The organism is Brachybacterium sp. AG952, assembly GCF_004362645.1.
GTDB lineage: Bacteria > Actinomycetota > Actinomycetes > Actinomycetales > Dermabacteraceae > Brachybacterium > Brachybacterium conglomeratum.
The window spans coordinates 745,136-759,355 of the sequence record NZ_SNXV01000001.1 but is presented as its reverse complement, the minus strand read 5'-3'; the positions used below and the strand labels follow the sequence as shown (position 1 = coordinate 759,355).

Here is a 14,220-nt window from a genome sequence, read left to right as displayed (position 1 = left end):
CGCCCCGCAGAACGAAGGAGGAGCACCATGCACTGCACGAGGAACCGACTGCGCCGCACCCTCGCCCGCCGCTGGCGGGACGAGACCGGCGCCTCCACCGCCGAGTACGCGATCACCGTGCTCGCGGCCTGCGGCTTCGCCGCCGTCCTGGTCGCCCTGCTGGCGTCCGGGGAGGTGCGGACCCTGTTGATGGGGATCATCACCTCCGCCCTGTCGATGGGGTCGTGATGATGCGGTCCGCCCGGTCGTCCCGCCTGCGGGACGACCGGGGGTCCGCCACGGCGGAGACGGCGATCGTGCTGCCCGTCGTGGTGGTGATGGTGGTGGTCGTGCTGCTGACCGGTGCGGGCCTGGCCTCCCAGCTGAAGCTCGAGAGCGCCGCGCGCGGCGCGGCGCGGGAGCTCGCCCGGGGAGAGGACACCGCGGCGGCGGTCGAGGTCGCGGAGCGGATCGGCGGGGAGGGCACGGCCGTGTCCGTCTCGGGATCCGGCCAGTGGGTGCGGGTCGAGGTGACGCGCACGCTGCACGCCCCCGCGGGGCCGATGTCCGGCGCGTCCTGGTCCCTCAGCGCCGACGCCGAGGCACGGCTCGAACCGCAGCTGCTCGAGGGAGGGACACCATGAGCACGTCAGGCGCGTCGGTGCTGGCCTGGACAGGGACGACGACCACGGTGGTGGCCTCCCTCGCGCTGCTGGGCGGCGGGGTGCTCGCCCGGGCCGAGGCGGGCACCGCCGCGGATCTCGCCTCCCTCGCGGGCGCCGATGCGCTCGCGGTCGCCCATCCGCACCCCTGCCGGGTCGCGGCGGAGACGGCCGAGCGCAACGGCGCGACGCTCACCGGCTGCGAGCCGCGGGAATGGGACGTGCTCGTCCGGGTCGAGGTCGACGCCGGAGCGCTCCCCTCCGCGGTCGCGGAATCGAGGGCGGGCCCCGGGCCGTCGGAGGTCCCGGAGACGTGAGCGAGGACGGGCTCCGCAGGAGACGAAGGCCCCGACGCCGCAGCGACCTGCCGCCAGCGACCTACCGGACGGCGGGCCTCGGGGCGGGGCCGGGTGCCGCGGCGGGGACCGCCTGCCCGGCGCGCCGCGCGGCCCAGGCGGTGACCCGCTCCAGCGGTCCGCGCCCCTTGATCGCGGACCAGGCGGTGCAGGCCACGAGCAGCACCACGGCGGAGGCGACCCAGACGCGGTTGTCCGCGATCCATCCGCCGGGCCCGGCGAGCACGACCAGGGAGACCAGGTGCACCGAGTAGGCGGTCAGCGGCATCGATCCCATCGCCGACAGCGGCAGCAGCGCCCAGCGCAGGGGTCGCGCGATCAGCAGCAGCCCTCCGATCACGGCCAGCGCGATCCCGCCCGAGCGGAAGATCTCCAGCGTCGAGCCGGAGTGCGGCGTCAGCGAGATCACGGACTCGCCGAGCTCCCACGCCGGGTCCATCGCCGCGAGGGACTCCCCGTAGCCGTCCCAGCCGAGGCCGGGCTCGTCCTCCTCCTCGACGCCCTCCTCGACGACCGCGCTCGATGCCGCGGACTCCGCCTCGGGCCCGTACACCTTGGGGGCGAGCGTGCCGAGCAGCGCGGCGAGCGCCATCCCGGCAGCGGTCGCGAGCACTGCAACCCCGGCGCCGATCGCGGCGATCCTCGCGGCCACCCCGGGCCGGTCCAGCGGCATCCGGCCCAGCGCCATCCCCAGCAGGATCAGCGGCGCCCAGGAGGTGAAGCGGTAGCTGCCGGTCAGCACGAGATCGGCGCCAGGCCCGTAGGAGCCGAGCGAGAGCATCTCGGAGAGAGTGACCAGCACCGGCCCGAGCAGCACGATCGGCAGCGCGAGCAGCAGCAGGCGGGAGGGGCGCAGCCGGATCACGGGCAGCGCCGCGATGTACACGACCCCGTAGAAGGTGAGGATCACCGCGACCCCGGTGCCCACCATCTCGAGCACCAGGCCGATGAGGAAGATCGCGATGCCCCGGCCCAGCAGGGAGGCGCGCAGCCGCGGCAGCTCGGCCGGCCCCGGGATCCGCCGCCGCCCGGTCACCAGGGCGATCGAGATCCCCGCGAGCACGGCGAAGAGCATCGAGGAGTTGCCGTGCACGATCGAGAGGTAGCTGGCCGGCCAGGTCGGGTCGAAGGGCGGGATGTCCCCGACGTGCGCCCCGATCATCCCAAGGATCGCGAGGGCGCGGGCGATGTCGAGGGCGTTGACGCGCGGCGGGGAGACCAGGGCGGCCAGCCTCTCGCGCGGACCGCGACGCGCCGGAGCACCGGACCGAGCAGCCCGGATCCGATCCGTCCCCGCGCTGCCGGTCGCCGCACTGTCGGTCGCTGCACTGCCGGTCACTGCGCTGTTCATCGGCGGCTCCTCAGCCCGATGCGGCCATGCCGCTCCACCCGCACCGCGGGGAGCTGCTCGAGAGCGGGCCCCGACGGCCCCGCCCGTCCCGGGCGTCGCGCCCCAGTATGGCTCCGAATCGGATATTTCGTCCATCCTGGGCAGCGCGGTGCGTCGGTCGGCGCGCCGCCCTCACTCCTCGAGCAGTCCCAGGAGCCGCACGGCCTGCGCCTTCGACAGGGGCTCGTTGCCGTTGCCGCACTTCGGCGAGACCACGCAGGCCGGGCAGCCCGCCTCGCAGCCGCACTCGGCGATCATGTCCGCCGTGGCCCGCACCCAGGCGGCGGCATCGTCGGCCCCGCGCTCGGCGAAGCCCGCGCCGCCCGGTGCCCCGTCGTACACGAAGATCGTCGGCTCCCCGGTGTCCTCGTGCTCGGCGGCGGAGAGCCCGCCGATGTCCCAGCGGTCGCAGGTGGCCAGCAGCGGGAGCATCGAGATCGCGGCGTGCTCGGCGGCGTGCAGCGCCCCGGGCAGCTCCTCGGCGGGGATCTCAGCGGCGTCGGTGCGCTCGCGCGGGACCACCCACCACACGGCCTTGGTGGTCAAGGTGCGCGGCGGCAGGTCCAGCGGGTGCTGGGCGAGGACGGCCTGCGTGAACACGTCCCGCACCTGGTAGCCGGTGACCTGGTCGGTGACGTCCACGGTGCCGAAGCACAGCCGCACCCCGTCCTTCCAGGGCACCTCGCGGTCCACCTGGCGGATCCGGAGCGTCGAGGCGGACTGCGGATGGGTGGAGTGCAGCGGGTCCTCCCGGCGCACGAAGGCGACGGCCTGGTCCACGTCCAGCCGGTTCACCACGTAGCTGCGGCCCTGGTGGAGGTACACCGCGCCGTCGTGGACCTGGGTGTGGGCGCTCGCGGCATCGACGGTGCCCAGCAGCTCGCCGCCGGCCTCCTCGACGATCCGCACCGGCTCCCCGCCGCTGCCGCGCAGGTCGGTGAGCTCGTGCGCGGACTCGCTCAGCGTCCAGTACCAGCCGGTGGCGCGGGAGCGGAGCACGCCGCGGGCGGCGAGGGTCGTGAGCAGCTCCCGCGCCGTCGGCCCGAAGATCTCCTCCTCGCCGTCGCGGATCGCGAGCTCGGAGGCGGCGGCGCACAGATGCGGGGTCATCACGTACGGGTTGGCGGGGTCGAACACGGCCGCCTCGACCTCGGCGCCGAACACCGTCTCGGGGTGGTGGACCACGTAGGTGTCCAGCGGATCCTCGCGGGCGACGAACAGGGCCAGGGAGCCGCCGCCCGAGTCCTGCCTGCGGCCGGCGCGGCCGAACTGCTGCCACAGCGAGGCGCGGGTGCCGGGCCAGCCGGCGACGACCACGGCGTCCAGCCCCGAGATGTCGATCCCGAGCTCGAGGGCGTTGGTGGAGGCCAGGGCCCGCAGCTCACCGCTGCGCAGGGAGTCCTCGAGCCCGCGTCGCTCCCGGGCGAGATAGCCGCCGCGATAGGCGGCGATCCGCTGCGCGGCATCGGCCAGGCGCGCATCGGCGCCCTCCTCCGCCTTCTGCCCCAGCAGGCGCCGCGCCCCGGTGGAGACGAGCTCCGCCCCGCGCCGCGAGCGGGCGAAGACGAGGGTCTGCACGTCCCGCTCGACGAGATCGGCGAGCAGCGCGGCGGCCTCGCTGGTGGCCGAGCGGCGCAGCGGCTCCTCGCGACGCCCCTGCGCGTCCTGGTCGCGACCCTCGTCCTCCTCGCCGTCGTTCGCGTCGCGGCCCGGCTCCTCCCACCGCGCCGGGTCGCCGCGGCCGTCCACGCGGGTGCGCGTGCCCGGCTCCCACAGCCCGATCGTGAGCCCGGCCCGGGGCGAGCCGTCCTCGGTGACCGCCTCGACATCCCGTCCGATCAGCCGTGAGGCGGACAGCTCCGGGTTCGCGGTGGTGGCGGAGGCGAGCACGAACGTGGGATCGGCCCCGTACCGCGCGGCGATCCGGCGCAGGCGCCGCAGCACCATCGACACATGGCTGCCGAACACCCCCCGGTAGCTGTGGCACTCGTCGATCACCACGTAGCGCAGCGCCCGGAAGAAGTGGGCCCACTGCTCGTGCCCGGGCAGGATCCCGAAGTGGAGCATGTCGGGGTTGGTGAGCACCACGGTGCCGTGGCGGCGCACCCAGCGGCGCTGCTCGGCCGGGGTGTCCCCGTCGTACACGGCGATGCGGGCGTCGCGGATCCCGGCCCCGTCGGCGAGGGCGGTGATGTTGGTGAGCTGGTCCGCGGCGAGCGCCTTGGTGGGCGAGAGGTAGAGCGCCGTCGCCCGGGGCGCCCCGGGGTCGATCTCCCGCGCCCCGATCGCGGTGAGGGTCGGCAGCAGGTAGGCGAGGGACTTGCCGGAGGCGGTGGCGGTGGCGAGCACCACGTCCTGGCCGTCGTGCGCCAGGCGCGCCGCCTGCTCCTGGTGGATCCAGGGGGCGGTGATGCCGCGCTCGGCGAGGTGGAGGACCAGGCGCGGGTCGGTCCACTCCGGGAAGCTGCCCCGTCGGCCCTCGCGGGCGGGCCGCCGCTCGACGTGGGTGAGGCAGCCGTGGCGGATCAGCGGGGCGCTGAGGTCGGCGAGCAGCTCCGAGGCCCTGCCTGCCCGCATCCCTCACCGTCCTCCCGCGTCCCCACAGGGTCTGCGCATTCTCCGCACGTCCTCCCCGGAATCCTCCGGGCGCGCTGGGGCACAATCGTAGCCATGCCCGCCACCGCCCCGGAGCACGCACCGGCCGCCGCCCCGATCGTCCTGACCCCGGAGATCGAGGCCCTCGGCACGGACCTGCGCGAATCCCGCTACGCCACCGAGCACCTCGAGGAGATCCTCGGCGCCGTCGCCTCCGCCGCGCTGCGTCGCGAGGACCCGGCGCCGGCCCGTCGCCGGCTCGCCGCGAGCACCGATCCGGCCGCGACGCTCCTGTCCCTGTTCGTGCTCGGCGAGACGCTGCCCGCGGCCCGGGTCGCCGCGGCACTGCCCACCCTCGGCCTCGACGGCGCGCAGCGGCTCGGCCTGCTCGCCCCCGCCGACTGCCCCGCCGGCGACCGGCCCACGGCCGACGGGCATGACGTGCACACGGCCGACGTGCACACGGCCGACGGGTCCGCGGCCGACGCTCCCTCCGTCCGCGCCCTCGTGGACCTGGCCCCCTACGCCGCCGAGGACGATGCCGGCCCCCTCCACTGGTGGATCGCCTCGGACCTCTCCGAGCTCGCGACCGGCGCCCCTCTCTCCCCCGAGCACGTCCTCGGCGTGGGCGGCGCCTCCCTCACCCTGGCCCGGATCACGCCCCGCACGCCCGTCGGCCGGGTGCTCGACCTCGGCTGCGGCGGCGGGATCCAGGCGATGCACGCCTCCCGCCACGCCGAGCACGTCGTGGCCACCGACCTCTCCGAGCGCGCCCTCGCCTTCGCCGCCTTCAATTCGGCGCTGAACGGGATCGAGCTCGACCTGCGCCGCGGCTCCCTCCTCGAGCCCGTCGCCGGCGAGGTCTTCGACCTCGTCGTCTCCAACCCGCCCTTCGTGATCACGCCCCGCGCGGGCGACGACGAGCACGACCCCTGGACCTACCGCGACGGCGGCCGCGCCGGCGACACCCTGCTCGCCGAGCTGCTCGCACAGCTCCCCGCGCACCTCGCCCCGGGCGCGAGCGCCGTCATGCTCGGCAACTGGGAGATCACCGACGAGGAGGACGGCTTCGCGCATCCGCGGGCATGGCTCGAGCCCGCGCTCACCGACGGTGTCGACGCCTGGGTGCTGCAGCGCGACCGGGAGGACCCCGCCGAGTACGCGGGGACCTGGGCCCGCGACGGCGGGATCACGCCGCGCGATCACCGCTGGGACGCGCTGATCGACGCCTGGCTCGAGGACTTCGCCTCCCGCGCGGTCGAGGGCATCGGCTTCGGCTACCTGCTGCTGCGCCGTCCCGACGCCGGCCGACGGGGCCTGCTGCGCACCGAGCTCGCGACCGGCACCGGCAGCGGCACCCTCTCGGAGCACCTGGCCGCCTCCCTCGCCGCGCTCGACCGCCTCTCCGCGCTGGACGACGAGGCGCTCGCCGCGACCCGCCCCGTCCGCGCCGAGGACGTCGTGGAGCGCCGTCACCTCACGCCCGGCCAGTGGGACCCGCTCCTCATCGAGCTGGTGCAGGGGGCGGGCCTCGCCCGCACCGTCCCGGCGGACCAGGCGCTCGCCGCGACCGTCGGCGCGCTCGACGGGACGCTCACCCTCGGCCAGGTGATCGCCGCGGTCTGCGCCCTCACCGACGCGGACGTCGAGGAGACCCGCGCCCGGGTCCTGCCCGCCGTGCGCGAGCTCGCGCTGACGGGGATGGTGACCCTGTGACGGCGCCCGAGGCCCTCCCCGCGGCGGAGCCCGCGCCGCCCTCCCCCGTCGGCCTCGCCCGGCCGCTGCTGTCGCTGCTGGTCGCCGCGGTGTGCGGCGCGGCGGTGGTGCTGGTGGCCCGCGGCGCGGTCGGCACCGCGAGCGGTCAGCGGCTGGACCAGCTGACCCTCTCCGGCTCCCGGAACCACGACGGCCTCCTCTCGCGGATCGCGGAGCTCGCGGTGGAGACGGTGAGCATGCCGGTGATCATCGCCCTGCTCGCGCTCACGGCCGTGATCGCGCTGCTGCGACACCGTCCCGCGCTGCTGCTGCCGCTGGCGGCGCTCGTGCTCGGCGCGAACCTCACCACCCAGGTGATCAAGCACCTGCTGGTCAGCCGCGAGGTGCTCGGCCCCGGCATCGAGCCGACCACGAACTCCTTCCCCTCCGGCCACTCCACCCTCGCGGCGACGACGATGATCGCGCTCGTGCTGGTCGCCGGACGGGCCCGGCCGCTGGTCGCCCCGCTCGGCCTGCTGTGGAGCGGCGCCGCCGGCATCGGCACCCTCGTCACCGGATGGCACCGGCCCAGCGACGTGATCGGCGCGATCGCGGTCAGCGCCGCCTGGACCTTCCTCGTGCTCGGGGTGGACGGGCTGCACACGAGGCGGCGGCTGCGCCGCACGGCCGCGCACGCCGGCCGGGGGCGGCGCCGTCGCGGACGCGACCTCCGCCAGGACGTGCCGCGCCTGCCACGGGTCGAGCTGGCCTGCGCCGTCGTGCTCGGCGCGATCGGCGCCGTCGGCCTGGTCGCCGGGGCCGCGGGCATCGCCGGCCTCCCCCTCCCGCTGGACCTCGCCGACCGGGCCTCGCAGCTCGCGGCCTTCCGCGCCACCGGCGCCGTGATCGCCGGCGCGACCGCCGCCTGGGTGGCGCTGGTCCTGGTGCTGCGCACGCCGAGCGTCCTGCGGACACCTCCGGCGGAGCGTGTACCGTGAGCAATCGCCGCGCACCGAGTCAGCGCGCGGCGGAGATGCGACCCCGCGACGGGGCGTGACGTACGGCCGCGAGCGACGCGGCGAGGAAGGACGCAGGCGACGTGACAGGCGGACGGCATCTGGTGATCGTCGAGTCCCCGGCGAAGGCACGGACCATCGCCCGGTATCTGGGCGATGAGTACGACGTCAAGGCGTCGGTGGGCCACATCCGCGACATCCCCGTGCCCCGAGACCTGCCCGCCGAGATGAAGAAGGGGCCGTACGGCAAGTTCGGCGTCGACGTCGAGGGCGGCTTCGACCCGTTCTACATCGTCAGCCCCGACAAGAAGAAGACCGTCGCCGAGCTGAAGAAGTCCCTCAAGGACGCCGACACCCTCTACCTCGCCACCGATGAGGACCGCGAGGGCGAGGCGATCGCCTGGCACCTGCTGGAGACCCTCAAGCCCAAGAAGTCCACTCCCGTCAAGCGCATGGTGTTCCACGAGATCACCAAGGACGCGATCCAGGGCGCGCTGGAGAACACCCGCGACCTCGACGTGCACCTGGTCGACGCGCAGGAGACCCGCCGCATCCTGGACCGCCTGGTCGGCTTCGAGCTCTCCCCCGTGCTGTGGCGCAAGATCAAGCCGTCGCTGTCGGCCGGGCGCGTGCAGTCCGTCGCGACCCGCCTCGTGGTCGAGCGGGAGCGGGAGCGGATGGCCTTCGTCGCCTCCGACTACTGGGACGTGACCGGCACCTTCGGCCCCGACGCCGAGCAGTTCACCGCGAAGGTCCAGACCGTCGACGGCGCCCGCGTCGCCACCGGCAGCGACTTCGCCGACGACGGCACCCTCAAGCCCCGCTCGAAGAGCGCGACGATCCTCACCGAGGCCTCCGCCCGCGAGCTCGTGCAGGTGCTCGGCTCCACCCCGGCGACCGTCACCTCGCTGGAGTCCAAGCCGTACACGCGCCGGCCCGCCGCCCCCTTCACCACCTCCTCGCTGCAGCAGGAGGCCAGCCGCAAGCTGCGCCTCGGCGCGCGCCAGGCCATGCGGGTGGCGCAGTCGCTGTACGAGAACGGCTACATCACCTACATGCGCACCGACTCGGTGACGCTCTCGGGCGAGGCGATCCGCGCCTCCCGCGCCCAGGCCGCCGAGCTCTACGGCTCCCAGTTCGTGCCGGACAAGCCCCGCGTCTACACGAACAAGTCGCAGTCCGCGCAGGAGGCGCACGAGGCGATCCGGCCCGCCGGCGACCACTTCCGCACCCCGGCGGATGTCGCAGGGCAGCTCTCCGGCGACGAGTTCCGCCTCTACGAGCTGATCTGGAAGCGCACCGTCGCCTCGCAGATGGCCGACGCGAAGGGCACCACCTCCACTGTCGAGCTGAAGGTCGAGAACGAGGGCCGCAGCGCGACCTTCCGCGCCGCCGGCACCGTGATCACCTTCCGCGGCTTCCTCGCCGCCTACGAGGAGGGGCGCGACGCCTCCCGCTACGGCGACGACGACAAGGGCGACGACAAGCGCCTGCCGCAGATGGAGGAGGGCCAGACCCTCCCCACCCGTGAGCTGGTCCCCGACGGGCACACCACCACCCCGCCCCCGCGGTACACCGAGGCCTCGCTGGTCCGGGCGCTCGAGGACCGCGGCATCGGCCGCCCCTCGACCTACGCCTCCACCGTCGCGACGATCCAGGACCGCGGCTACGTGCTGCGCCGCGGCACCGCGCTGGTGCCGAGCTGGACCGCCTTCGCGGTGGTGCGCCTGCTGGAGGAGCACTTCGGGCCGTTCATCGACTACGACTTCACCGCCCAGATGGAGGCGCAGCTGGACCGCATGGCCCGCGGCGAGCTGGGCCGCGCGGACTACCTGCGCGACTTCTACCTCTCCGACGGCACGGGCGATGCCCCCATCGGGCTGAAGCCCATGGTCGACGACCTCGGCGAGATCGACGCCCGCGCCATCAACTCGATCGACATCGGCGAGGGGATCACCCTGCGCGTGGGCCGCTACGGCGCCTACGTCGAGCAGTACCCGACCGACGAGGAGGGGAACGTCGTCGAGGGCGCGGACCCGCGCCGCGCGAACGTCTCCGACGAGGTCGCACCCGACGAGCTCACCGTCGAGAAGGCGAAGGAGATGCTCGAGCGGGCCAAGGACGACGGGCGCGTCCTCGGCACCGACCCCGACACCGGCCACGAGATCATCGCCAAGGACGGCCGCTACGGCCCCTATGTCACCGAGGTGCTGCCGGAGCCCGAGAGCGCCGACGGCAAGAAGGTGCCCAAGTCGAAGCAGCCGAAGCCCCGTACCGGCTCGCTGCTGAAGTCGATGGACCTCTCGACCGTCACGCTCGAGGACGCGCTGAAGCTGCTGAGCCTGCCGCGCGTGGTCGGCACCGCCGCGGACGGCACCGAGATCACCGCCCAGAACGGCCGCTACGGCCCGTACCTGAAGAAGGGCACCGACTCCCGCTCGCTGGAGACGGAGGATCAGATCTTCTCGATCACCCTCGAGGAGGCCGAGAAGATCTACGCCCAGCCCAAGACCCGCGGCCGCGCCGCGGCGAAGCCCCCGCTGAAGGAGCTCGGCACCGACCCGACCTCGGAGAAGCCGATCGTCATCAAGGACGGACGTTTCGGCCCGTACATCACCGACGGCACCACCAACGTGTCGCTGCGAGCGACGGAGAAGGTCGAGGAGATCACGGAGCAGGTCGCGATCGAAAAGCTCGCGGAGAAGCGCGCGAAGGGACCGGCGAAGAAGAAGGCCCCCGCGAAGCGCGCCACCACCACGCGGAAGAAGTCCACGACCACGAAGAAGTGAGCCGGCGCCGACGGACGCGCAGCGTGTCCGTCGGCTCCTTCGGCACGGTCCGGTCGGCACCTGTGCCGCCCACCCCACGGCCCCCGCCCGCCTCCTCCGGGAGACGGCGCGGCCCCGCATGTGCTCACCCTGGGTGCGCGAAGCGCCGGGGCTCGCCGTCCAAGCGGTCAGTACCGCGCACTGCGCGGTCACGTCGCCGCGTCGACGGGCGGTCGGGAGCACCGAGACCACGCCTGCCCGGCATCTTCGGCCTACAGTGAGCTCACGTGCTCGAAGCGGACTCACGAAGGAGTGAACTCATGGATCGATGCCCGAGTCGGCGCACGGTCATGACCGGGGGCGCGGCCGCTGCGGCCGCGCTGGGCGTGACCGGATGCCTGCAGCCCGACCCGTCCCGCGGAGGCGGAGGAGGCGGTGCGGAGAAGTACGTGGAGGGCCAGGCCCCCGGTCCCGGGACCGTCAGCGTCCTCGGCGCCTTCGGCGGTCAGGAGGAGGAGGCCCTCATGGCCTCGCTCGCCGCCTTCGAGGAGGAGTCGGGGATCTCCGTCCAGTACTCGCCCGACCAGGACTTCACCACCACCATCCAGCAGCGGGTGGCCTCCGGAGACGCCCCTGACGTGGCACTTTTCCCCCAGCCGGGTGGTCTCTTCGACCTCGCCGCGCAGGGGCACATCACGGCGATCGACGCCTTCCTCGACTACGACTCGCTGAACTCGACCCTGATCCCGGGCTTCCTCGACTCCGCCCGCTACCAGGGCCGCGTCTACGGCGCCCCGATGAGGATGGCGTGCAAGTCCCTCATCTGGTACCCGAAGAAGGCGTACGAGGAGGGCGGCTACTCCACCGAGCCCGCCACCATGCAGGAGCTCTACTCCATCGCCGACGAGATCAAGGACACGGGCATCACCCCGTGGTCCGACGGCTGGAACGCCGATCAGGCCACGGGCTGGGTGGGCACCGACTGGCTCGAGGAGTTCATGCTCCGGGTCCACGGCCCGGACCTCTACGACGACTGGATCTACCACCGCATCCCCTTCAACTCCCCCGAGGTCGTCGAGGTCTTCGACATCCTCGGCGAGCTGCTGAAGACCGAGGGGAACGTGCTGGGCGGACCCACCACCATCCTCAACACGCCCTTCTCCGAGGCCCCGCTGCCGCTGTTCGAGGACCCGTCCCGGGCGATGTACGTGCGGCAGGGCAACTTCGTCACCGGCTTCCTCCCGGAGGACATCCTGGCGAACATGGACGAGGAGGTCGGTGTGTTCGCGATGCCCCCCTGGGAGGGCGGCTTCGAGGGACAGCCGATCCTGGGCGGCGGCGACCTCGCCGCACTGTTCACCCTCAACGACGACTCGGTCGCATTGATGAAGTTCCTGACCTCCCCGGAGTTCGGCATCGAATGGGCGCAGGCCGGCGGCTGGCTCAGCCCGCACAAGACCTTCGACGCCTCGCACTACGCCGACGAGACCACGCGACGCGTCGCAGAGATCGCCTCGAACGCCGAGGTGTTCCGCTACGACGGCTCCGACGTCATGCCCAACGCCGTCGGCGGCGGCAGCTTCTGGACCGGCATGGTCGAGTGGCTGAACGGATCGAAGAGCGCCCAGCAGGTGTGCGACGAGATCGAGGCGGGGTGGCCGCAATGACCGCCGCGGCGACCCGCTCCTCGGGCTCCTCGGCGATCACGCCGCGCGGACGGGCGGGATCCCCCGCCCGTCCGGCGCTGCTGATCCTGGGGGCGATCGGCCTGGTGGCGACGGTGTGGCTGGTGTGCAACGCCTTCCTCGCCTTCGCCTACTACCCGCAGTGGTTCCTGCACTCCAAGCTGCTCATCGGCGCGCTGGGCCTGGTGTTCGGCATCGGCGGCGCGGTCGTGTTCTTCCGCTTCATGAACATGATCATCGAGGGCTTCCCCTCCCGGCTCAGCGAGGGCCTGATCCCCTACGCCTTCCTCCTGCCGGCGCTGACGCTGCTGGGCCTGATGCTCATCTATCCGACGGTGCAGACGATCGTGTACTCCTTCGCGAACGCCGACTCCACCGACTGGGTGGGCCTGGCGAACTACGGGGCGATCTTCGGCTCCGCGGAGTTCTGGCAGGCCATGCTGAACAACTTCCTGTGGATCCTCATCGTCCCGCTGATCACCGTCGCCTTCGGTCTCGCGGTCGCGGTGCTGGCGGACAAGCTCTCGACCACCGGCGAGCGGGTCTCGAAGTCGATGGTGTTCCTGCCGATGTCGATCAGCTTCGTCGGCGCCTCCACCATCTGGGGCCTGATCTACGCGTTCCGCCCGCCGGACACCGCGCAGACCGGCCTGCTCAACGCGGTGGTGGTGGCCCTCGGCGGCGAGCCCCAGGCCTGGCTCCAGATCGACACCGCGCGGCTGAACTCGCTGCTGCTCATGGTGATCCTGGTCTGGCTGCAGACGGGTTTCGCGATGGTGCTGATCAGCTCCGCGATCAAGGGCGTCCCCGAGGACACCGTCGAGGCGGGCCGGATGGACGGCGCCGGCGAGGCACGTATCTTCTGGCAGATCATCTTCCCGCAGGTCCGCCCTACCCTGCTCTCCGTGTTCATCACGGTGCTGATCCTGGTGCTGAAGGTCTTCGACATCATCTACGTGATGACCAACGGCCGCGACAACACCGACGTCATCGCCAACCTGTACTTCCGCAAGCTGTTCGTGGAGCGCCAGGCCGGGGAGTCCTCCGCGATCGTGGTGGTGCTGCTGGTGCTGATCATCCCGATCCTGGTCTACCAGGTGCGATCCTTCAAAGCGCAGGAGGCGAACCGATGATGGGCACGATGAAGGACGGCCGTCCCCGCTCCCTGCTCGCGATCGTCACCATGGTGGTGCTGGCCCTGCTGTGGACCGTCCCGACGATCGGACTGCTGGTCACCTCGTTCCGCACTCGCGAGGACGTCGCCTCGACGGGGTGGTGGGACGCGCTGCTGAACCCCTTCGGAACCGGCTGGACGCTGGCGAACTACGAGCGGCTGTTCGAGTCCACCACGGCCGGGTCCTCGCTGTTGAACTCGGTGATCGTGGCGGTGCCGGCGACGGTGCTGCCGATCATGTTCGCGGCCTTCGCGGCGTACGCGTTCACCTTCATGCGGTTCCCGGGCCGCGAGCTCCTGTTCATCCTCATCGTCGCGGTGATGGTGGTGCCGATCCAGGTGGCGTTCCAGCCCATGCTGGATCTGCTCGGTCCGCGCGGGCTGGGGATCAACGGGCAGTTCGTGGCGGTGTGGCTGCTGCACACCGGCTTCGGGATGCCGTTGGCGGTGTACACGCTGCGCAACTACATGGCCACGCTCCCGAACTCGGTGATCGAGAGCGCGAAGATCGACGGCGCCTCGCACTTCCAGACCTTCTGGAAGCTGGCCGCGCCGATGTCGATGCCGGCCCTCGCCGCCTTCGCCACGCTGCAGTTCCTGTGGGTGTGGAACGACCTGCTCATCGCGAAGCTGTTCCTGGGCGGCGGCGGAAACAAGACGATCATCGTGGACCTCCAGCAGATGCTGGGAACCCAGGGACAGGGCGAGGAGCTGCTGACCGCGGGCGCCTTCCTGTCGATGGTGATCCCGATGCTCGTGTTCTTCTCCCTGCAGCGCTTCCTGGTGCGCGGTATGACGGCGGGTTCGGTGAAGGGCTGAGCGCAGGGCCGAGCCGTCGACCTGACCCCTGCCCCGGCAGGGGGTCCTCCGATTCAGCCATCGGCGCAACCGCATCCACAG

11 protein-coding genes are annotated in these 14,220 nt (G+C 72.7%); 9 read left to right on the top strand and 2 right to left on the bottom strand.

Going from position 1 to position 14,220, the window contains the following annotated elements; all coding sequences use genetic code 11:
• The first annotated feature begins 27 nt into the window (after window positions 1-27).
• Genes DEU31_RS03275 through DEU31_RS03265 form a run of 3 tightly spaced genes read left to right on the top strand, consistent with a single transcriptional unit; the run spans window position 28 to window position 958 of the window.
• Window positions 28-228, top strand: coding sequence for a DUF4244 domain-containing protein (locus DEU31_RS03275; RefSeq protein ID WP_010549540.1), 201 nt, complete (start codon window positions 28-30; stop codon window positions 226-228).
• The gene (locus DEU31_RS03270; protein ID WP_133675741.1) at window positions 228-623 is read left to right on the top strand and encodes a TadE family type IV pilus minor pilin; all 396 of its coding nucleotides are present in this window, start codon (window positions 228-230) and stop codon (window positions 621-623) included. The genes DEU31_RS03275 and DEU31_RS03270 overlap by 1 nt, the downstream gene beginning before the upstream one ends.
• Window positions 620-958 (top strand): Rv3654c family TadE-like protein, encoded by a 339-nt coding sequence (locus tag DEU31_RS03265; RefSeq protein WP_010549538.1) that lies wholly within the window; start codon window positions 620-622, stop codon window positions 956-958. The genes DEU31_RS03270 and DEU31_RS03265 overlap by 4 nt, the downstream gene beginning before the upstream one ends.
• Before the next feature lie 61 nt (window positions 959-1,019).
• Here the strand turns inward: DEU31_RS03265 and DEU31_RS03260 are convergent, their stop codons facing one another.
• On the bottom strand, window positions 1,020-2,348 hold the full coding sequence (locus tag DEU31_RS03260; protein ID WP_166649365.1) for a heparan-alpha-glucosaminide N-acetyltransferase domain-containing protein: 1,329 nt from the start codon (window positions 2,346-2,348) through the stop codon (window positions 1,020-1,022).
• Window positions 2,349-2,519: 171 nt separating this feature from the next.
• Window positions 2,520-4,964, bottom strand: a complete 2,445-nt coding sequence (locus DEU31_RS03255) for a DEAD/DEAH box helicase (RefSeq protein ID WP_133675737.1) — start codon at window positions 4,962-4,964, stop codon at window positions 2,520-2,522.
• Between the two features lie 93 nt (window positions 4,965-5,057).
• Here DEU31_RS03255 and DEU31_RS03250 point away from each other — a divergent pair, with 93 nt between their 5' ends.
• The 6 genes from DEU31_RS03250 to DEU31_RS03225 all read left to right on the top strand — a co-directional run bounded on the left by DEU31_RS03250 (window position 5,058) and on the right by DEU31_RS03225 (window position 14,139).
• A complete protein-coding gene (locus DEU31_RS03250; RefSeq protein ID WP_133675735.1) occupies window positions 5,058-6,698 on the top strand; it encodes a methyltransferase in 1,641 nt (546 codons plus the stop codon).
• Window positions 6,695-7,675: a phosphatase PAP2 family protein gene (locus DEU31_RS03245; RefSeq protein ID WP_010549534.1), complete on the top strand. Its 981-nt coding sequence runs from the start codon at window positions 6,695-6,697 to the stop codon at window positions 7,673-7,675. Before DEU31_RS03250 ends, DEU31_RS03245 begins: the two co-directional genes overlap by 4 nt.
• Window positions 7,676-7,776: 101 nt before the next feature.
• Window positions 7,777-10,482, top strand: coding sequence for a type I DNA topoisomerase (topA, locus tag DEU31_RS03240; RefSeq protein ID WP_133675733.1), 2,706 nt, complete (start codon window positions 7,777-7,779; stop codon window positions 10,480-10,482).
• A gap of 299 nt (window positions 10,483-10,781) precedes the next feature.
• Window positions 10,782-12,128: an ABC transporter substrate-binding protein gene (locus DEU31_RS03235; RefSeq protein ID WP_133675731.1), complete on the top strand. Its 1,347-nt coding sequence runs from the start codon at window positions 10,782-10,784 to the stop codon at window positions 12,126-12,128.
• Window positions 12,125-13,279, top strand: coding sequence for a sugar ABC transporter permease (locus tag DEU31_RS03230; RefSeq protein ID WP_133676318.1), 1,155 nt, complete (start codon window positions 12,125-12,127; stop codon window positions 13,277-13,279). Before DEU31_RS03235 ends, DEU31_RS03230 begins: the two co-directional genes overlap by 4 nt.
• Window positions 13,276-14,139, top strand: a complete 864-nt coding sequence (locus tag DEU31_RS03225) for a carbohydrate ABC transporter permease (RefSeq protein ID WP_133675729.1) — start codon at window positions 13,276-13,278, stop codon at window positions 14,137-14,139. Before DEU31_RS03230 ends, DEU31_RS03225 begins: the two co-directional genes overlap by 4 nt.
• The last annotated feature ends 81 nt before the right edge of the window (window positions 14,140-14,220 follow it).